This is a genomic window from Deltaproteobacteria bacterium (assembly GCA_019912665.1).
In the GTDB taxonomy this organism is placed as follows: domain Bacteria; phylum Desulfobacterota; class GWC2-55-46; order GWC2-55-46; family GWC2-55-46; genus UBA5799.
This window is the reverse complement of sequence record JAIOIE010000008.1, coordinates 40,083-57,822: the sequence shown is the minus strand read 5'-3', so window position 1 is coordinate 57,822 and position 17,740 is coordinate 40,083. Positions and strand designations below refer to the sequence as shown.

At 57.1% G+C, this 17,740-nt stretch carries 20 protein-coding genes; 16 read left to right on the top strand and 4 right to left on the bottom strand.

What is annotated here, in order from left to right:
- The first annotated feature begins 46 nt into the window (after window positions 1-46).
- The gene (galT, locus tag K8I01_02980) at window positions 47-1,042 is read left to right on the top strand and encodes a galactose-1-phosphate uridylyltransferase (GenBank protein ID MBZ0219386.1); all 996 of its coding nucleotides are present in this window, start codon (window positions 47-49) and stop codon (window positions 1,040-1,042) included.
- Window positions 1,043-1,066: 24 nt separating this feature from the next.
- Window positions 1,067-1,489, top strand: a complete 423-nt coding sequence (locus tag K8I01_02975; protein MBZ0219385.1) for an NUDIX hydrolase — start codon at window positions 1,067-1,069, stop codon at window positions 1,487-1,489.
- A gap of 63 nt (window positions 1,490-1,552) precedes the next feature.
- Here K8I01_02975 and K8I01_02970 read toward each other — a convergent pair whose 3' ends face one another.
- Window positions 1,553-2,191, bottom strand: coding sequence for an outer membrane beta-barrel protein (locus tag K8I01_02970; protein ID MBZ0219384.1), 639 nt, complete (start codon window positions 2,189-2,191; stop codon window positions 1,553-1,555).
- Window positions 2,192-2,458: 267 nt separating this feature from the next.
- Here K8I01_02970 and K8I01_02965 point away from each other — a divergent pair, with 267 nt between their 5' ends.
- Complete coding sequence (locus K8I01_02965) at window positions 2,459-2,815, top strand: hypothetical protein (protein ID MBZ0219383.1); 357 nt, start codon at window positions 2,459-2,461, stop codon at window positions 2,813-2,815.
- A 192-nt stretch (window positions 2,816-3,007) separates the two neighbouring features.
- The gene (locus K8I01_02960) at window positions 3,008-3,481 is read left to right on the top strand and encodes a hypothetical protein (GenBank protein ID MBZ0219382.1); all 474 of its coding nucleotides are present in this window, start codon (window positions 3,008-3,010) and stop codon (window positions 3,479-3,481) included.
- A 76-nt stretch (window positions 3,482-3,557) separates the two neighbouring features.
- On the opposite strand, the gene gatB is transcribed toward K8I01_02960, so the two are convergent.
- From gatB to gatC, 3 genes are all read right to left on the bottom strand, one after another.
- Complete coding sequence (gene gatB / locus K8I01_02955) at window positions 3,558-4,997, bottom strand: Asp-tRNA(Asn)/Glu-tRNA(Gln) amidotransferase subunit GatB (protein ID MBZ0219381.1); 1,440 nt, start codon at window positions 4,995-4,997, stop codon at window positions 3,558-3,560.
- A 140-nt stretch (window positions 4,998-5,137) separates the two neighbouring features.
- Window positions 5,138-6,598 carry an Asp-tRNA(Asn)/Glu-tRNA(Gln) amidotransferase subunit GatA gene (gene gatA / locus K8I01_02950; GenBank protein MBZ0219380.1) on the bottom strand — a complete coding sequence of 487 codons (1,461 nt, stop codon included), beginning with the start codon at window positions 6,596-6,598 and terminating at the stop codon, window positions 5,138-5,140.
- Between the two features lie 27 nt (window positions 6,599-6,625).
- The gene (gatC, locus tag K8I01_02945) at window positions 6,626-6,913 is read right to left on the bottom strand and encodes an Asp-tRNA(Asn)/Glu-tRNA(Gln) amidotransferase subunit GatC (GenBank protein ID MBZ0219379.1); all 288 of its coding nucleotides are present in this window, start codon (window positions 6,911-6,913) and stop codon (window positions 6,626-6,628) included.
- A gap of 23 nt (window positions 6,914-6,936) precedes the next feature.
- Between gatC and K8I01_02940 the strand changes: the two genes are divergently transcribed.
- The 12 genes from K8I01_02940 (at window position 6,937) to K8I01_02885 (ending at window position 17,715) form a co-directional block, all read left to right on the top strand.
- Entirely contained in the window at window positions 6,937-7,209 is a 273-nt protein-coding gene (locus K8I01_02940) for a hypothetical protein (protein MBZ0219378.1), read from the top strand.
- A gap of 167 nt (window positions 7,210-7,376) precedes the next feature.
- Window positions 7,377-8,168: an acyltransferase gene (locus K8I01_02935; protein ID MBZ0219377.1), complete on the top strand. Its 792-nt coding sequence runs from the start codon at window positions 7,377-7,379 to the stop codon at window positions 8,166-8,168.
- Window positions 8,169-8,445: 277 nt separating this feature from the next.
- Entirely contained in the window at window positions 8,446-8,811 is a 366-nt protein-coding gene (locus tag K8I01_02930) for an NADH-quinone oxidoreductase subunit A (GenBank protein ID MBZ0219376.1), read from the top strand.
- A gap of 29 nt (window positions 8,812-8,840) precedes the next feature.
- Window positions 8,841-9,434, top strand: coding sequence for an NADH-quinone oxidoreductase subunit B (locus K8I01_02925; GenBank protein MBZ0219375.1), 594 nt, complete (start codon window positions 8,841-8,843; stop codon window positions 9,432-9,434).
- A gap of 7 nt (window positions 9,435-9,441) precedes the next feature.
- Window positions 9,442-9,945, top strand: a complete 504-nt coding sequence (locus K8I01_02920; GenBank protein ID MBZ0219374.1) for an NADH-quinone oxidoreductase subunit C — start codon at window positions 9,442-9,444, stop codon at window positions 9,943-9,945.
- Window positions 9,946-10,033: 88 nt separating this feature from the next.
- Entirely contained in the window at window positions 10,034-11,233 is a 1,200-nt protein-coding gene (gene nuoD / locus K8I01_02915) for an NADH dehydrogenase (quinone) subunit D (protein ID MBZ0219373.1), read from the top strand.
- A gap of 12 nt (window positions 11,234-11,245) precedes the next feature.
- A complete protein-coding gene (gene nuoE / locus K8I01_02910; protein MBZ0219372.1) occupies window positions 11,246-11,716 on the top strand; it encodes an NADH-quinone oxidoreductase subunit NuoE in 471 nt (156 codons plus the stop codon).
- A gap of 97 nt (window positions 11,717-11,813) precedes the next feature.
- Entirely contained in the window at window positions 11,814-13,076 is a 1,263-nt protein-coding gene (gene nuoF, locus K8I01_02905; GenBank protein ID MBZ0219371.1) for an NADH-quinone oxidoreductase subunit NuoF, read from the top strand.
- Window positions 13,077-13,092: 16 nt separating this feature from the next.
- Window positions 13,093-15,564 (top strand): NADH-quinone oxidoreductase subunit NuoG, encoded by a 2,472-nt coding sequence (gene nuoG / locus K8I01_02900; protein ID MBZ0219370.1) that lies wholly within the window; start codon window positions 13,093-13,095, stop codon window positions 15,562-15,564.
- A gap of 48 nt (window positions 15,565-15,612) precedes the next feature.
- The gene (locus tag K8I01_02895; protein MBZ0219369.1) at window positions 15,613-16,086 is read left to right on the top strand and encodes a cyclic nucleotide-binding domain-containing protein; all 474 of its coding nucleotides are present in this window, start codon (window positions 15,613-15,615) and stop codon (window positions 16,084-16,086) included.
- A gap of 25 nt (window positions 16,087-16,111) precedes the next feature.
- Window positions 16,112-17,146, top strand: a complete 1,035-nt coding sequence (gene nuoH / locus K8I01_02890; GenBank protein ID MBZ0219368.1) for an NADH-quinone oxidoreductase subunit NuoH — start codon at window positions 16,112-16,114, stop codon at window positions 17,144-17,146.
- Entirely contained in the window at window positions 17,143-17,715 is a 573-nt protein-coding gene (locus K8I01_02885; protein ID MBZ0219367.1) for an NADH-quinone oxidoreductase subunit I, read from the top strand. Before nuoH ends, K8I01_02885 begins: the two co-directional genes overlap by 4 nt.
- Window positions 17,716-17,740 lie beyond the last annotated feature (25 nt).

Sequence of the window (17,740 nt, the reverse complement as noted above, 5' to 3'; positions counted from 1 at the left end):
GTAAGCTACCGGTTCTAAAAAACCCGTTTTCTGATATAATGCGTCCATGCCGGAGCTGAGATTCAATGTCGTCACCAGGGAATGGGTGATCATCGCCACCGAGCGCGCCAAGCGCCCCAAGGACTTCAGCAACAATAAGGAGACCCGCTTAAGGCCTGAGCGCCTGCCGACCTGCCCTTTCTGCCCCGGAAACGAGCACAAGACGCCAGCCGAGCGGTTCAGGGTCCCTGAAGGGGACGGCTGGAAAATACGCGTGGTCGCGAACAAGTTCCCGGCCCTTAATCCTGAAGGCGAGAAAAAGCGGCTCGGGAACGGCCTCCGGACCGCGGTCACCGGAGTCGGAGTCCACGAGGTCATAATCGAAACTCCCGTGCATAACCTCCATACGGGCCTGCAGGACGTCGGCAATATAGAGGAGCTCATAAGGGTATACATGGCCCGCTTCGTGGAGGCGAACAGGGACCCCAGGGTAGAGCACGCCATCATATTCAAGAATCACGGAGAGGGGGCAGGCACGTCCCTCGACCATCCCCATTCGCAGCTCATAGCCACCCCGGTCGTCCCGGTCCAGTTCAGGGACAGGGTCCAGGCGGCGCTCCATTTTTTCGACGACACAGGCGAGTGCCTTATCTGCTCTGTCCTTAAAAAGGACCTGCAGGACGGGACAAGGACCATTTACGACACCCCGCATTTCCTGACGTTCATACCTTATGCGGCCCTCTCGCCCTTCCACACATGGATATTCCCCAAAAGGCATTCGGCCTCGTTCAGCTCGCTTACCGGTGAGGAGGCGAGTGACCTTGCCGCGCACCTTAAGAACATCCTATCCAGGTTCCATTACGGGCTTTCGGACCCGGACTATAATTATGTTATAAGGTCGTCGCGGCCCAAGGACACGGGAAACGAGTATTGCCACTGGTACCTGAGCCTGGTGCCGAGGCTCTATACCGCAGCCGGTTTCGAGATGGGAAGCGGCATGTTCATCAACACGAGCCTGCCGGAAAGAAACGCCGAGTACCTTAGGTCGATCAGGCCCGAATAGAATCCAGCCGAAAAGGAGGGCCTTATGCCGGAGTACAGGAACCCGCTCCCGACGGTCGACGTAATAATCGAGACCGGGGGCGGCATCGTGCTTATCGAGAGGAAAAACCCTCCGGAGGGGTGGGCCCTTCCCGGAGGATTCGTGGACTATGGGGAATCTCTCGAGGACGCGGCAATTAGGGAAGCCAGGGAGGAGACCTCGCTCGAAATTACTTTGAAATGCCAGCTCCACGCATACTCTGACCCGGCCAGGGACCCTCGGAAGCATACGCTCTCGGTGGTTTTCGTGGCCGAAGGCACGGGGACGCTGGAAGCCCGCGACGACGCAAAGGGAGCGGGCGTATTTACCGAGAAAAGTTTCCCCGGCCCGCTTGCATTCGACCACGCAAGGATAATCGCGGACTACTTCAGGTGGAAAAAAGAGGGGTGGAAGGTCTTCGAGTATTAAGGCCTTCCACCCTCAATGCAAACGTCCCGTTTTTTTTAAATCGCCCTTCCATTCCCCGGAAAATCAGAAGCTGTAAGAGACGCCGCCGTAAATCTGGCTCGCCTCGTAATCGAGGTCGAAATTGAGGTCGCCTCCGAATGAGAAGTCGGCCCTGGCGTACTTGTATTCCCCGAATATCGAAAAATTGGTGATGACCGGGAAATCAACGCCCGCCAGGAGATGCCATCCGAAGGTGTGGTCGGAATCCCCTGAAAAGGTATTTGAGACGCCGAAGACGGGGGTCGCAAGGGTCCCGTTCGAGATCCTCCCGAAATACCAGCCGACGCCGAACCCTGCATAGGGACGGAGGGCCGGCTCGGTGTAGCGCGCTATCACGTTAACCGAGGCGGAAAGGACCCTTACGTCCGCATCCATTGCCGCCCGGACGCCGCCGGCGCCCAGCTCGTCTGTATCCGGGAAGTGGGCATTAAGGTCGACTTGGAGCCCGAAGATGGAGCTCGGGTCGCGGAACCACCCGCCTTTTATCCCGACCGACGGGCCTGCCTCGAATTCCATCCTGCCCGCCTGCCCGCCGCCCTCAACGTCAGCCTTGTGCGGGATCGCGGCTCCCAGGTAGGCCTGGATGTAGTTCTCAGCCCTGGAATCAGCCGAAATCCCCAATACTGCCGCGGCCAGAATAAGAGAAGATAGTATCCTTTTCACCGCAGTCTCCTTTCTTTATAAGCTTTTATGTATGTTGTTAGTTTACAGGAGAAGCCTCCATTGTCAAATCAGTCTGGAGCGCGGTTTTGACCTGCCGGGGAACAGGCTGTATGATTTGATATGGGTGGAAAACCAAGGGCGCGGCCGGAGCAAAATCCGGGTGAGCCGCGGGAAAGGATTCGGGCGATGAAAAAGAGCCTGGCCATCATAGCGGTACTTCAGTTTTTTCTGGCCGCATACACTTTTACGTATCAACCGAAGTTTTTCATGGAGTTGAAAAACATAAGCGGCGGGGAAGGCTACGGCAGGCTGGAGGCGGAAAGGATGAAGTTCATGCCCGGGCTGAGGAGCATCGGGATCGACTTTTTCAGGTTGAAGCCCGATACGGTCTACTCGGTATGGCTCGTGAACGAGCGCGGGGAGAGGGCGCCTGCGGGGGTGGACAGGAGCCATTTCAAAACCGATGCCGCCGGGAAGGGCAGGTTCGTCACAACGACCTATGACGACCGGTTGTCGCGCTGGAGGTATATAGAAGTCTACTCCCACCCGGGCGGCGACCCGGCGAATACCCAGGATATGGTGGCGGAACTGAGGGGAGACCTGGTGTACGGGAGGAGGTCGTAATTTAATGAAAGCAATTATTTTGATTATTAACTTTCGTATTGAATTAAATTCCGGTTTTATGGTAGGTTGTATACGCTTTGCGGTTCATTTTCCGGCATTAATGTGAGTGTTATTTTAAATTTCAAACAGGAGATGTTTATGAAGGCAATGCTGAAGTTGTCGCTACAATTATCAACTGTGTTCTTCGTGATCATGCTTTCTTATGGGTGCGCTTCAATTATAGGTAAAGGCTCCCCGCAGGTCATAACAATCAATTCAAATCCATCTGACGTCAATTTGAGAATAGAGGACAGCAGAACCGGTTCAACAATTTACGTTGGCAAGACTCCGTATACGGCAACGCTTAACAGAGGAGCTGGATATTTCAAATCCGCCAGATACGATGTCGTTCTCGAGAAAGATGGGTACCAGACCAGGCAATTTATTATCCAAGGATCCCCAAATGGCTGGTATATAGGAGGGAACCTTATATTCGGTGGCCTTATCGGTTGGCTCATCGTTGATCCGCTTACCGGAGCAATGTGGACTTTAAGCCCGGAGTTCATCAACGCTGATCTTGGCACGAAGTCTTCTTTAATAAAAACAGGTGATGGCTTGGTTATTGTAATGAAGGGCGAAGTGCCGAAAGAACTTTACGGTAAAATGGTTCCGGTGGCTGAGAGGTAAATTTAAAAGAAAAAAAGAGTGGCAGCAAATTATGCTGCCACTCTTTTTTGAACTATCCTGCTACTTGTGAATTAGTTCAGATGCCGAGCTTCTCTTTAAGGAGCTTGTTTATGACCTGCGGGTTGGCTTTGCCGCGGGTGGCCTTCATGGCCTCGCCTACGAAAAAGCCGAAGAGGGCGGTCTTTCCGGACCTGTAGCGCTCGACGTTCTCCGGGTTTGCCGCGATTATCCCGTCGACTATCCTGGCGAGCTCATCTTCGCCGGATATCTGCGTAAGTCCCTTTGACTTGACTATCTCCTCCGGGGTCTTCCCGGACCTGTACATCTCCTCGAAGACCTCTTTTGCTATCTTCCCGCTTATCTCGCCGGCCTTGACCATGCCCATGACCCTCGCGAGGCCCTTTGGGCTTACCGGGCGATCCCTTACGTCGCGGTTGTCTTCTTTCAAGAGCCGGAGTAGCTCTCCCATTATCCAGTTCGAGGAGGCCTTGGGCTCGTTCGTCTCCTTCACTGCTTCTTCGTAATAGGCGGCGAGGTCTTTTGAGGAAGTGAGGACGCCCGCGTCATAGGCCGGAATGCCGTATTCGGAGACGAAACGCTCCCTCTTGGCCTGCGGCAGCTCCGGCAATATGGAACGCATCTCCTCGACCATGGCATCCTGGACTATGAGGGGGAGGAGATCTGGTTCGGGGAAATACCTGTAGTCGTGAGCCTCTTCCTTCGAGCGCATGGAGACGGTCACGCCCTTTGCCGAATCGAAAAGGCGCGTCTCCTGGACGACCTTGCCGCCGGACTCCACCAGGTCTATCTGGCGCGCGATCTCGTAGTCTATCGCCTCCTTCACGAACTTGAAGGAGTTCATGTTCTTAAGCTCAGCCTTTGTGCCGAGCTTGGATGAGCCCGCGGGGCGGATGGAGACGTTCGCGTCGCAGCGGAAGCTCCCTTCCTCCATGTTGCCGCTGCATATCTCGAGATAGACGAGTATGTCACGGAGGGCCTTGAGATAGGCCTGCGCTTCATCCGAGGCGCGCATGTCCGGCTCGCTCACTATCTCTATAAGCGGCACGCCCGTGCGGTTAAGGTCCACGAAGCTATATGCCTCGTCCTCCGGCCCCTCGCCGTGCAGGAGCTTCCCGGCGTCCTCCTCCATGTGGATGCGGGTTATGCCTATCCGCTTCCTTCCGCCGTCGAGGTCGATATCGAGCCAGCCGTGCTCGGCAAGAGGCTCCGTGTACTGCGATATCTGGTAGCCCTTCGGGAGGTCGGGGTAAAAGTAGTTCTTCCGGGCGAAGACGCTCCGGTTATTCACCTTGCAGTTGGTCGCAAGGGCCATCTTCACCGCGTACTCGACGGCCTTCCTGTTGAGGACCGGCAGCACGCCGGGAAGCCCCAGGCATATGGGGTCGACCTGCGTATTCGGCTCAGCTCCGAACTTAGTCGAGCAGCCGCAAAAGAGCTTGGAATCTGTCAGTAGCTGGGCGTGGACTTCAAGCCCTATTACAGTTTCGTATTTCATCCGGATAGTCCTTTTTGCTTTTTTAAATGCGTGGGTAGCGCGTTGTCCCCTCGGGAAGATGTGAAGTTTTTTTCACCCTCCCCACGACCCCTCCCATCAAGTGATGGGAGGTTAAAAACACGAGGCTTGCCGCACCCAGCTTACAGTTCAGGCCTTCTCTTCTTCCACTCCGTCGCGTTCTCATACGACCATGCCGCCCTGAGGACGGTCTCCTCGTCAAGGTATCTTCCGAGGAGCTGAAGCCCAACAGGAAGTCCCTCTTTCGTGAACCCGCACGGGAGGGATATGCCCGGGATTCCGGCGAGGTTGCACGAGATGGTGAATATGTCGGAAAGGTACATTGTAAGAGGGTCTTCGAGCTTCTCGCCTATCCTGAAGGCCGCGGTGGGCGCAGTCGGGGTGGCGATGATGTCGCAGGATGAGAAGGCCTTTTCGAAATCGTCCTTTATGAGCGTCCTCACCTGAGAGGCCTTTTTGTAATAAGCGTCATAATACCCGGCCGAAAGGGAGTAGGTGCCGAGCATTATCCTCCTCTTGACCTCAGGGCCGAAGCCCTCGTCCCTGGTCCTCTTGTACATGTCAAGGAGGCTGCCGGGCTCGTCCACCCGAAGGCCGTACTTCACGCCGTCATAGCGAGCGAGGTTGCTTGACGCCTCTGCGGTAGCGACGAGATAATAGACCGCCACCGCGTACTCAGTGTGAGGGAGGCTTATCTCCACGAGCTCGGCCCCGAGCGCCTTGATTGTTTCGAGCGCCTTCCTGACCGAATCCTCGACATCAGGGTCCATGCCCTCGATGAAATATTCCCTCGGTATGCCCACCCTGAGCCCCTTTATGCCGGATTTGAGGCTCGCGGTATAATCGGGCACCGGCGCGTCTATCGACGTAGAATCGAGCTGGTCGTGGCCCGCTATCGCATTGAGCATGATGGCCGCGTCCTCAACGCTCCTCGTAAGCGGCCCGGCCTGGTCGAGGGACGAGGCGAAGGCTATCATGCCGAACCTCGATACCCTCCCGTAAGTGGGCTTCAAGCCCACGACGCCGCAGCACGACGCGGGCTGCCTTATCGAGCCGCCGGTATCGGTGCCGATCGAGGCCGCGCACTCGGAGGCGGCGACCGCCGCTGCGGAGCCGCCCGAGCTTCCGCCGGGCACGCGGTCCAGGGCCCAGGGGTTGAGGGTCTTCTTGAAGGCCGAGTTCTCGGTCGAGGAGCCCATGGCGAACTCGTCCATGTTGTTCTTCCCGAGTATCACGGCGCCCGCGCCCTTGAGCCTTTTTACTACGGCCGCGTCATAGGGCGGTGCGAAGTTTTCGAGTATCCTCGATGAGCAGGTCGTCCTGACGCCCCTGGTGCAGAATATGTCCTTTACGGCTATGGGGACGCCGGTTAGCGGGGTGACGTCCTCGCCCTTGGAGATGCGCGAGTCGGCCTCGGATGCGGCCTTGAGCGCCTCTTCAGGCGTAACGGTAACGAATGCGGAGACCCGCCCCTCGACTTTTTCAATCCTTTCGAGATACGCCCGGGTCGCTTCAGTAGAGGAAAGCTCCTTTTTGCCGAGTTTCTCCGAAAGTGCGCGTATATCCAATGAGGTTATATCCAATTCCTTCTCTCCGTTACTGTTTGATTGTCATTCGATAATTTGAGGGACCTTGAAGCAGCCCCTTTCGGATGAGGGCGCGTTCCTCAACGCCTCTTCTCTCGGAAGCGACGGGAGCACCCGGTCCTCCCTGAATACGGTCCTGGGGGGCACGGTGTGGGTGGTGGGCTCGACGCCTTTGGTATCGAGCTCGGAGAGCTTCTCTACGTAGCCCAGGATGCGCTTGAGCTGCACTGTGTAAAGCTCCTTCTCTTTCTCGGTGAGCGCGAGCCGCGCAAGCTCGGCCACGTGCAGCACGTCTTTTTCGGTTATGGACATGCAGGCATTCTCCTCAGGTTTCCTTGAAATGGTTACTTAACACACAAGCGGAGATGTTGCAAGCCCGACGGACGGGAGCCCCGCGCCGTTTTGAAAAAAACTTAAAGAAAATCGTGTTGACAGCGAAATATAGTAATGTTAAAAGGAGTGAGGTTCTTTCTTCTCAACACCAAACCCAAAAGGAGGAAGTTGATGGCTACCGCAAAAAAAGCCGCCCCGAAGAAGAAGACCGCTGCAAAGAAACCGGCAAAGAAGACCGCAGCAAAGAAATCTGGCTGCTGCCGCTAAGAGCATGAACTGAACGGAAGGGGGGAGGCGGACCGCCTCTCCCCTTCCTGCCTCAAAGCCCGATACGCCCCGTTCCTCTTCCCGTTTCTCTTCCGATTGACAAACAAGCCCCCGTTGATTATCATACCGTCCCCTTGAGGTCCGTCCCATAGCTCTGACTCCATATGGAGGAAAGATGAGAGTAGCTTTCATGCAGACGTCCCCGTTTTTCGGCGATATCGCCTCGAACGTCGAAAAGGCGGTAAAGAGGATTGAACGCCTCGACGCGGAGCTTATCGTACTCCCGGAGCTCTTCTCGACCGGATACCAGTTCAGGTCCAAAAAGGAGCTCCTGGACCTCGCGGAAGAGGTGCCGGGAGGGTACGCCGTAAGAAGGCTTGCCGATGCCGCTAAATCCAAAGGGGCCTACATAGTCGCCGGCCTTGCCGAGAGGGAAGGCAGAAAGGCGTACAACTCGGCGGTGCTAGTGGGGCCCAGGGGACATATCGGGACATACCGGAAAGCGCACCTCTTCTGGGACGAAAAGAAGATATTCACGAAGGGCGATACCCCTTTCACGGTTTATAAAGCCGGAAAGGCCAGGATCGGGATGATGGTCTGCTTCGACTGGGTCTTTCCCGAGGCCGCTAGGACGCTCGCCCTCATGGGGGCGGACATAATCTGCCACCCTTCGAACCTGGTGCTGCCGTACTGCCCTGAGGCCATGATAACCCGTTCAATAGAGAACAGGGTCTTTACCGTAACCGCCAACAGGGTCGGAGTCGAGGAGCGGGTCAAGGGGAAAAGCCTCCGCTTCATAGGGTCGAGCCAGGTTACATCCCCTTTTGGCGAGGTGCTCGCAAGGGCGGGAGGCCGGAAAGAGGAGGCTGGTGTCGTGGAAATAAATCCCTTTGAAGCCCGGCGGAAGCGGATAACCCCGGTAAACGACATCTTCGGCGATAGGAGGAAAGACCTCTTCAGGCTCTAGTCAATCTCTAAAAATTGATCTTTTCCCCGGTCTTCCTTGATTGCGGGAAAAATCTCCAATTTTTAGAGATTGCCTTTGGAATAATAGTCTGTCGGCAGGGGCGGCCACGCAGAGGCGCTTCCCGCGGGTTTCCGAGGCCTTTAATTGTATACAGTATACATTTTGCGCTTGACAAAAATTTCGAGTTGTTTTATCTTGCGGACTACCCTGGCGAGTTTATTGTAAAAATTGGAACACCGGCAAACCGTCCGTTTTCCGGTGAGAGAATGGGGTTTGAATGCTTCTTTCCTATCTGCCAGTTCTTATAATGATAGCGGTCGTAACGGCCATGGCCGTCGGGGCCCTTTTCTTCAGTTTCCTTTTGCGTCCGAAAAACCCGTACAGGGAGAAGCTCTCTCCCTGGGAATGCGGCCTCGAGCCCATAGGTGATGCGAGCACCGGTCACTTCAGGATACACTTCTTTCTCATAGCCATCCTTTTCGTGATATTCGACGTCGAAACCCTTTTTCTTTTCCCCTGGGCCGTTAACCTGACCGACAAGGCCCTGGCTACACCCATATTCATCGAGATGATTGTCTTCATAGTGGTCTTGGGCATAGGCCTTGTCTACGCGTGGGCAAAAGGCGCCCTGGATTGGGTTTAGGGGCCTGAATGGATAAGATGCAGAAGGATATGAATATCAAAGGCTCCTTGACGCCGGTCGAGAACCAGTTGCAGGAGTCGTTCCTCTTTACCACCCTGGAGAACGTGGCCGAGGTCCTCCGGAATAACCCGGTGCTCGACAAGGTGAGGGAGAACTACGTCGCAAAAACCGTTGCGAACTGGGGGCGCGCGTCCTCGCTATGGCCCATGACATTCGGCCTCGCGTGCTGCGCCATAGAGATGATAGCGACCGCCTGCTCGCGCTACGATACCGACAGGCTGGGCATAGTCTTCAGGCCCTCGCCACGCCAGTCGGACGTCATGATAGTCGCCGGGACCATGACCAAGAAGATGGCCCCGCTCGTAAAGAGGCTCTACGACCAGATGGCCGAGCCGAGATGGGTCATAGCCCAGGGCGGGTGCGCCTCGGCGGGCGGACCCTACAACACCTATTCGGTCGTGCAGGGCACGGACCTGGTCATTCCCGTTGACGTGTACATACCGGGTTGCCCGCCAAGGCCCGAGGCCCTCTTGTATGGGTTCCTCCTCCTCATGGAAAAGATCAACAAAGAGAGCCCGTTCATCCTCGAAAAGAGGAACATCAGTCCAAATAAGTTCGCCTAAGGTCGCGATGAGCCGTATCGAAAAACAGCAGGATATCTTAAGGAAACTGAAGGATTCGTTCAGCCGGGACATCCTCGATATTACCGCTTTCAAGGGGGATGTCACTGTCCTCGTCGAGAAAAAGGCCGTCCTGAACGTCTGTATTTACCTGAAGGACGACACCTCGTTCAGGATGAACTACCTCGTTGACGTCCTGGCAGTCGACCACATGCCGCGCTCGCCCAGGTTCGACGTCATCTATAACCTGTATTCAATTCCCAAAAAGCACAGGATACGCGTGAAGACCATGGTGGCCGAAGGCGAAAGCGCGCCCTCGGTGACCGGCATTTGGCCCGGGGCCGACTGGCCGGAGAGGGAGGCGTACGACATGTTCGGGATCGTCTTCGAAGGGCACCCGGACCTCTCCCGCATCTACCTCCCGGACGACTGGGAGGGCTTTCCGCTCAGGAAGGACTATCCGCTAAGGGGCTATAAGGACAGATACAACCCCTACGGCGAGGAAAAAGAATAACAGGGGCGCGGCGGACCGGCGGCTCGCTACAAGGTCCGCAAACGGGCTAAACGCCCCAGGCCTCAAATAAAAACGCCATTACGCGGTCATGATAAAAGACAACAACGAGAACGACCTTTTATCCACTAAGGAGCTGACCCTTCACCTCGGGCCGCAGCACCCGTCCAGCCACGGCGTCCTGCATCTCGTTATCGGGCTGCAGGGCGAGATGGTCACGAGCTGCAGGCCCGATATCGGCTATCTCCACAGGGGCACCGAGAAGATAGCCGAGAACCTCCTTTACCATCAGTTCGTCCCCTATACGGACAGGCTCGACTACATGTGCTCGTCGAGCAACAACCTGGCGTACGTCCTCGCGGTCGAGAAGCTTCTGGACATCGAGGTCCCGGAAAGGGCCAAGTACATAAGGGTGATTGCGGCCGAGCTTTCGAGGATAGCCGGGCACCTCATAGGCATAGGCGCCTGGGCGGTAGACCTCGGGGCCATGTCCATCCTCCTCTACGCCATAAGGGAGAGGGAGATGGTGCTCGACATATTCGAGAAGCTCTGCGGCGCCCGCATGACGCACTCGTATATGAGGGTCGGCGGCGTAAGATACGACTTCAACAAGGTATGCAGGGAGGCCTGCGAGGAACTCGTGAGGGTGCTGCCCGCCAGGGTGGACGAGTACGAGACCATACTTACCGGGAACAGGATCTGGCTCGACAGGAACAAGGGCGTGGGCTTTATACCCCCCGAGCTCGCGATATCCATGGGCCTATCCGGCCCTGCGCTCCGCGCAAGCGGGGTCAATTGGGACATAAGGAAGGACGAGCCATATCTCGTATACGACAGACTTGCCTTCGACGTCGCTCTCGGAGAGAACGGGGACTGCTTCGACCGCTACATGGTGAGGATGGTCGAGATACGGCAGTCGCTCCGCATAATCGAGCAGTGCCTCGTGGAGATGCCGGACGGGCCGATAAACATCGACATCCCCGAGATAGTGCCGCCGCCCAAGCAGGACGTATACAAGAACATGGAGAACCTCATACACCATTTCAAGTACGTCTCCCAGGGCTTCAAGGTGCCTGAGGGCGAGGCCTACGCCTCGATAGAGGCCCCCAAGGGCGAGCTCGGCGTCTTCATAGTAAGCGACGGCTCGGAGCGCCCCTACAGGCTTAAGATAAGGGCCCCGTCGTTCATGAACCTTCAGACGCTCGGCCGCGTCGTCAACGGCCTGTACCTCGCCGACGTCATAGCGGTCCTTTCAAGCCTCGACCCGGTCTTCGGTGAGTGCGACAAGTAAACAGGGAAGATTATGCTCTCAGAAGAGTCTAAAAAGGAACTGGAAGCGGCCCTCGGGAAGTACCCGAACAAGAGGTCCGCTGTCATGGACGCCCTCCGCATAGCGCAGAAGGGGAACGGCGGGCACCTTACAACAGAAGACATGGACGAGATCGCGTCGATACTCGAGATGCGGCCGGTCGAGGTGAACGCCGCCGCCGCGTTCTACACCATGTATAACATAGAAAAGCCCGTAGGCAAGTACCACATCCAGGTGTGCAGGAATATCTCCTGCTCGCTCCTGGGCGCTGAGCACTTGATAAAGCACATGGAAAGGACGCTCGGGATAAAGACAGGCGGTACGACCCCCGACAAGCGCTTCACCCTTTCCACCGTTGAGTGCCTCGGCTCTTGCGGAACGGCCCCCATGATGCAGATAAACGACGACTACTACGAGAACCTGACCGAAACGCGGATAGACGAGCTGTTGAAGACGCTGAAGTGAACGCGGAAGCTGGACTGGAGCTGAAAGTTAACTCTCAAAGTTGAAGCGATGGGGCCGAGGCACTGCAAAAGAGCCTTGAAGGATAATTAGCGAGAAAATGGAAAGAGTACTGCTTAAAAACCACGGCAAGCCCGACTCGCACAGGATATCGGGCTACCTGGCATCCGGCGGGTACAAGGCCCTCGAGGCCGCCCTCAGGATGAAGTCCGACAACATCATCCAGATGGTGAAGGACTCGGGCCTCCGGGGGCGCGGCGGCGCGGGCTTCTCAACGGGCCTCAAGTGGAGCTTTATCCCCAAGGATCCGACCCTCCAGAAGTACCTCTGCTGCAACGCGGACGAGGGAGAGCCGGGCACCTTCAAGGACAGGGGCATAATAGACCACGACCCCCATCTCCTCGTCGAGGGGATGATAATTACGAGCTACGCCATAGGCGCCACCAGGTCCTATATCTACATAAGGGGCGAGTTCGACTTCGGGGCAAAGAGGCTTGAAGAGGCTATAAAGGAAGCGCACGCAAAGGGGTATCTCGGGAAGAACATCCTCGGGAGCGGTTTCGAGCACGAGATGTACGTGCACCGGGGCTACGGCGCCTATATATGCGGCGAGGAAACGGCGCTCCTCGAATCGATAGAGGGCTACAGGGCACAGCCGAGGAAGAAGCCGCCTTTTCCGGCGCTCGCCGGCCTCTACGGGAAGCCGACCGTCATCAACAACGTCGAGACCCTCTCATGCATCCCCGCGATAATCGAGAAGGGGGCGGAGTGGTTCAAGAAGCTCGGCCCGGAGAAGAGCCCCGGACCCAAGATATATTGCGTAAGCGGTCACGTCAAGAAGCCCGGCCTTTACGAGCTCCCGATGGGGACCACGGCAAGGGAGCTCATATACGAGCACTGCGGAGGGATGCTTCATGATACGAGGCCCCTCAAGGCCTTCATCCCAGGAGGCGTGAGCGCGCCCATGCTGACCCCGCAGGATATCGACACCCCGCTCGATTTCGACTCGCTCGCGGCCAAAGGCTCGATGCTCGGCTCCGGCGCGGTCATAGTGATGGACACCTCGACCTGCATGGTGAAAATGGCATACATCATCAACAGGTTTTTCAGCCACGAGTCCTGCGGCAAATGCACTCCGTGCCGCGACGGCACGCCCTGGCTTACCAAGGTGCTCCGGAGGCTCGAGCACGGCGAAGGCAGGCCAGGGGACGTAGAGCTCCTTGAAAGCCTCTGTACGAACATATTCGGCCGCACCTTCTGCCCGCTCGGGGACGGCGCGGTCATGGCCTTGAGGGGCGCGCTTAAGCACTTCAGGCAGGAATTCCAGTACCACATAGACCACAAGATGTGCCCGGCGTTATAAAGGGCGGAAAAGCCAGATGGTAACCGTAAAGATAAACGGCATAGAAGTCACGGTTGAGGACAACACCCTCATACTGGACGCGGCGAGGCAGGCGGGCATCGACATCCCGACCTTCTGCTACCAGGCCGATCTCATGGGCGTGGGCTCCTGCAGGATGTGCATCGTCGAGATCGAAGGGCAGAAGAAGCTCCAGCCCTCGTGCGTAACGCCTGTATTGCACGGCATGTCAATCAGTACCGAGACCCAGGCCGTGCAGGACGCGAGGGCCGGGGTCCTCGAGTTCTTCCTCGCGAACCATGCCCTCGACTGCCCTGTCTGCGACAAGGCCGGGGAGTGCGAGCTACAGGACATGGTCTACAGGCACGGGCCCCACAAGGGCAGGCACGCCGAGCCCAAGTTCAAGTTCCACGAGAAGGACTACATCTTAAGCCCCGTAATCGTTAAGAACTCGAACAGGTGCGTAAACTGCATGAAGTGCGTCCGGGTCTGCCGCGAGGTCGTCGGGGCTAACGTATTGGGCGCGCTCGGCAGGGGCGACCACCAGGAGGCCACGAGCTTCGCAAGGGGCCTCCTCGACTGCGACCACTGCGGGAACTGCATAGAGGTCTGTCCGGTCGGGTGCTTCATGAGGCTCCCGTACAGGTATAAGGCCCGGCCCTGGGACCTTAAGGGCGCGGATTCAGTATGCTCGTATTGCGGGACAGGGTGCAGGATAGTGCTCGAGGAGCGGGACGGGGCCGCCGTAAGGTCCAAGGCCCAGCTCGGAGTGGGAATAAACGGAGAGACGCTCTGCGCGAGGGGCCGCTTCGGGTTCGATTATATGACGAGCCCCGACAGGCTCACAACCCCTCTTGTAAGGAAATCCGGCGGGCTCGTCCCGGCAAGCTGGGAAGAGGCCTTCGAATACATAAAGGACGCTGTTACTTCCATTCCGCCGGATTCTATAGGCGGCATAGCCTCCCCGAGGCTTACGAATGAAGAGCTCTATACCTTCCAGAAGCTCATGAGAGAGGCGCTCGGAAGCCCGAATATCGATTCGAGCGCGAGATGGGACCATGAGGCGGTAGAAGGCTTCATCTCCGCGATGGCGATGGACAGGGGCGGCGTCTCGGTCCTCGACTGCGTGAAGACCGATACCGTATTCGTCATAGGCGCGAATGTATCCGAGGAAAACCCGGTAACCGATTACCTCATAAGGCGTTATTCGGCTTCCCGGAATATGAACGTCATAATTGCCTCGCCGAGGGGCATGAAGCTCGATAGCTCAGCAAACCTCGTCGTTAGGCACATGCCTGCGGGCGAGAGCGCGCTCCTCGAGGCGGTCTCTGCCGCCATGAGCGGGCAGGAGCCTGACCCGAAGGCTCTTGGCCAGGCCGGGATCTCGGCTGACGAGGCCAAGAAGATAGCCGCGAAATTCAAGGGCTCGGAATCGATTAGCATACTGGCCGGGACCGATTTCCTGAGATATCCGGCCGGTATAGGCTCTCTTGCAAAGATATCGGCGGCCCTTGAAGGGCTCGGGAAAAAGGTGCTGAGGCTACCGCTCCTCGACAGGTGCAACCAGAGGGGCGCGTGGGAGATGGGCGTACACCCCGCGCTCGGGCCCGGATACGCGCGGCGCGAGGCGGCCGGGGCCGGAACCGACAGCATGCTCGATGCCGCAAGGGCCGGGTCGCTTAAAATGCTATATCTCGCCGGGACCGACCTCCTGGCCTTGAATGGGGACCGTGGGATAACCAGGGACGCCCTCACGAAACTCAAGCTCCTTGTAGTTCAGGATATGTTCCTCACCGAGACGGCAAGGCTCGCCCATGTGGTGCTGCCCGGCGCGGCGCTCGGCGAAAAGGACGGGACCGTCACAAACCAGGAAGGCAGGGTGCAGGCCGTAAAAAGGCTTACCAGGCCCCCCGGCAAGTCAATGGCCGATCTCGATATAATGACCATGCTCGGGAACGCGATAGACCCGGGCTTTCCCTCGAAGATAAAAAGCGCATCGGTATTTGACGAGATACGGCGGGAAGCCGGGATTTACGAGGCGGTTGACCTGGCGTTCAATAATAAAAAGAACAAGGGGAACGGCCTCGACAACAAGGAGGCCCTTGTAAGGGCCGCCTCGGAACGGCTTGAGGCCAAGTCTGACCTCAAATCCGTAGCCCCGGCCGGGCCTGATAGCTATCCCTTTGTGCTCGTGACAGGGAACCACTTCTTTCATTCAGGGACGGTATCGATGAGGTCCGAGACCCTTATCGGGCTTGCCAGGGAGCCCCTGGTCGAGATAGGCGAGGAGGACGCGAAAAAACTCGGCCTCTCAGGCGGAGAGCGGGTGCGCGTGAGAGGGAAAAACCACGAGGCTACGATGCTTCTCCGCGTAAGAAAGGGCACGAAAAAAGGCGTGGCCTTCATACCGGAGAATTTCGAGGGCGCCCCTGCCAACATGTTTTCCAAGAGGGGCGAAGGTATCCAGAGGGTCATGATTGAGAGGTCGTGACGCCATGAGGCCACGGCCAGGAAAGAGCCTCTCGGAAGGAGGTAGGAGATGATCGACCCGAAGTTGCTGAGAGAGGTGCAGTTTTTCGCCGACCTTACGGACCCGGAGGTGGCAGCGATATCCCCGATAGTAAAGAAGAAGAGCTTTAAGACAGGGGAGACCATCTTCAGGGAGTCAGAGGACGGCCAGTCGCTCTACATCATAAGAAAAGGCGAGGTCAAGGCCTGCAAGACGGCCCCGGACGGCGAGCTTTTCACCCTGACCATCATGAAGGACGGGGACATCTTTGGAGAGATGAGCTTCCTGGACGGCAGGCCCAGGTCGGCTACCATCGTCGCTGTCTCGGACCTCGAGACGTATTACATCGACAAGAACGACTTCGAGACCCTCGTCGACGGGAACCCGAGGGTAATATACAAGCTTTTGAGGAACATCGTTTTCACCATACACTCGATAGTGCGCGGCATGAACTCGAGGTACATCGAGATGATAAATTACATGTGGGGCAGGAAAAGGGGTTAGCCCCTAAAGGGCCCTGGACGGAAAAATGCCGGATTTAGCGACATTGCTTGAAATTCTTATAATCGTTGTGAAGGTCTCGGTAATAAGCGGGATCCTTTTCAGCCTCCCGTTGCCCCTTACCTGGATCGAGAGGAAGGTCGCTGGGCACATACAGGTGCGGCTCGGTCCCTGGAGGGTGGGCCCGCACGGAGTGCTCCAGCCGTTCGCCGATATGGTGAAGCTCCTCATAAAGGAGGACATAGTCCCGGACAGGGCCGATAAGTTCCTTTTCAAGCTCGCTCCGATACTGTCCATGATACCGGCGTTCCTCGTCTTCGTCGCCATACCGTTCGGCGAGAAGTTCGCCATCCCGTTCGTAGGGAAGGAGATAACGCTCTACCTCTCCGACATGAACGTCGGGATACTTTACATTCTCGCGATAGGCGGCCTCGGCATATACGGCATGATACTCGGCGGCTGGGCCTCGAACTCGAAATACTCGCTCCTCGGAGGCCTTCGTTCGTCCGCCCAGATGATAAGCTACGAGATATCCATGAGCTTCGCGGCCATAGGCGTTGTGATGCTCACGAATTCGCTTAACCTCCTCGACATGGTCAGGAGCCAATCCGGGAGCTTCCTCGACTGGAACATATTCTACCTGCCGGTCGGGCCGGTGTGGTTCGTGATATTCATAATCGCGGCCCTGGCCGAAATAAACCGCATACCCTTCGACCTCCCGGAGGACGAGGGCACGCTGGCCTCAGGGTTCCATACCGAGTACAGCGGCATGAGGTTTTCGTTTTTCATGCTCGCCGAGTACATCGCCATGGTCACGGTATCGGTGCTGACGGTCATCATGTTCTTCGGGGGCTGGAACCCGCCCCTGGACATCTCGATATTCCACCTTGTGCCGTCGATATTCTGGTTCCTGGGCAAAGTCATCCTCTTCATATACTTTTTCATGTGGCTCAGGTTCACGCTCCCGCGCTACAGGTATGACCAGCTCATGACCATAGGCTGGAAGGTGCTGATACCGCTGTCCCTCGTAAACATCCTTGTGACAGGACTTATGAAGATATGAGCAAAGGGCCGAGCAGGATAGCAGAATTCATAAAAAAAGCCCTCTTCGTCGATTTCGTGAAGGGGCTCTCGATAACGCTCAAGTACAACGTTTCGAGGAGCATTACGCTCAAGTACCCGGATGAGGAGAAGTGGGTCCCGGACAGGAGGTTCCGCGGCCAGCACACCCTTAATAAGGACGAGAACGGCCGCGAGCTCTGCGTAGCATGCGAGCTTTGCGCAAAGGTCTGCCCGACCAAATGCATAACCGTCATCCCTATGGAGGACAATACGGGCAGGGGCATTGCGGACAGGGTGGCAAAGGTCTGGAAAGTGGAGCTCGCCAGGTGCATGTTCTGCGGCTACTGCGAGGACGCCTGTCCCACGAGGGCGGTAAGGCTCGGGCGTGACTACGAGCTCGCCTGCCTGGACCTCTCGTGCACGACCAGGGAAAAGGACGAGCTCTTGAAGCCCCAGTCCATACCCGAGAGCATCCAGGGCGGCTTTATCGTAAGGTCGAAGTTCGAGAGGACGCCGGAGGGCATAAGGGTCGTGCCGGACCTCCGGATGCAGAAGAAGAGAAACCTCTAAAGGGCGAATAACGCGGCAGGGTCGA

Coding starts and splice junctions, on each gene's coding strand:
- nuoE (MBZ0219372.1), top strand. CDS start 11,246: ATGCTCTCAGAAGAGTCTAAAAAGGAACTGGAAGCGGCCCTCGGGAAG.
- K8I01_02935 (MBZ0219377.1), top strand. CDS start 7,377: ATGAGAGTAGCTTTCATGCAGACGTCCCCGTTTTTCGGCGATATCGCC.
- nuoF (MBZ0219371.1), top strand. CDS start 11,814: ATGGAAAGAGTACTGCTTAAAAACCACGGCAAGCCCGACTCGCACAGG.
- K8I01_02885 (MBZ0219367.1), top strand. CDS start 17,143: ATGAGCAAAGGGCCGAGCAGGATAGCAGAATTCATAAAAAAAGCCCTC.
- galT (MBZ0219386.1), top strand. CDS start 47: ATGCCGGAGCTGAGATTCAATGTCGTCACCAGGGAATGGGTGATCATC.
- K8I01_02960 (MBZ0219382.1), top strand. CDS start 3,008: ATGCTTTCTTATGGGTGCGCTTCAATTATAGGTAAAGGCTCCCCGCAG.
- K8I01_02930 (MBZ0219376.1), top strand. CDS start 8,446: ATGCTTCTTTCCTATCTGCCAGTTCTTATAATGATAGCGGTCGTAACG.
- K8I01_02975 (MBZ0219385.1), top strand. CDS start 1,067: ATGCCGGAGTACAGGAACCCGCTCCCGACGGTCGACGTAATAATCGAG.
- K8I01_02895 (MBZ0219369.1), top strand. CDS start 15,613: ATGATCGACCCGAAGTTGCTGAGAGAGGTGCAGTTTTTCGCCGACCTT.
- nuoH (MBZ0219368.1), top strand. CDS start 16,112: ATGCCGGATTTAGCGACATTGCTTGAAATTCTTATAATCGTTGTGAAG.
- nuoD (MBZ0219373.1), top strand. CDS start 10,034: ATGATAAAAGACAACAACGAGAACGACCTTTTATCCACTAAGGAGCTG.
- K8I01_02920 (MBZ0219374.1), top strand. CDS start 9,442: ATGAGCCGTATCGAAAAACAGCAGGATATCTTAAGGAAACTGAAGGAT.
- nuoG (MBZ0219370.1), top strand. CDS start 13,093: ATGGTAACCGTAAAGATAAACGGCATAGAAGTCACGGTTGAGGACAAC.
- gatB (MBZ0219381.1), bottom strand. CDS start 4,997: ATGAAATACGAAACTGTAATAGGGCTTGAAGTCCACGCCCAGCTACTG.
- K8I01_02925 (MBZ0219375.1), top strand. CDS start 8,841: ATGAATATCAAAGGCTCCTTGACGCCGGTCGAGAACCAGTTGCAGGAG.
- gatC (MBZ0219379.1), bottom strand. CDS start 6,913: ATGTCCATAACCGAAAAAGACGTGCTGCACGTGGCCGAGCTTGCGCGG.
- K8I01_02965 (MBZ0219383.1), top strand. CDS start 2,459: ATGGAGTTGAAAAACATAAGCGGCGGGGAAGGCTACGGCAGGCTGGAG.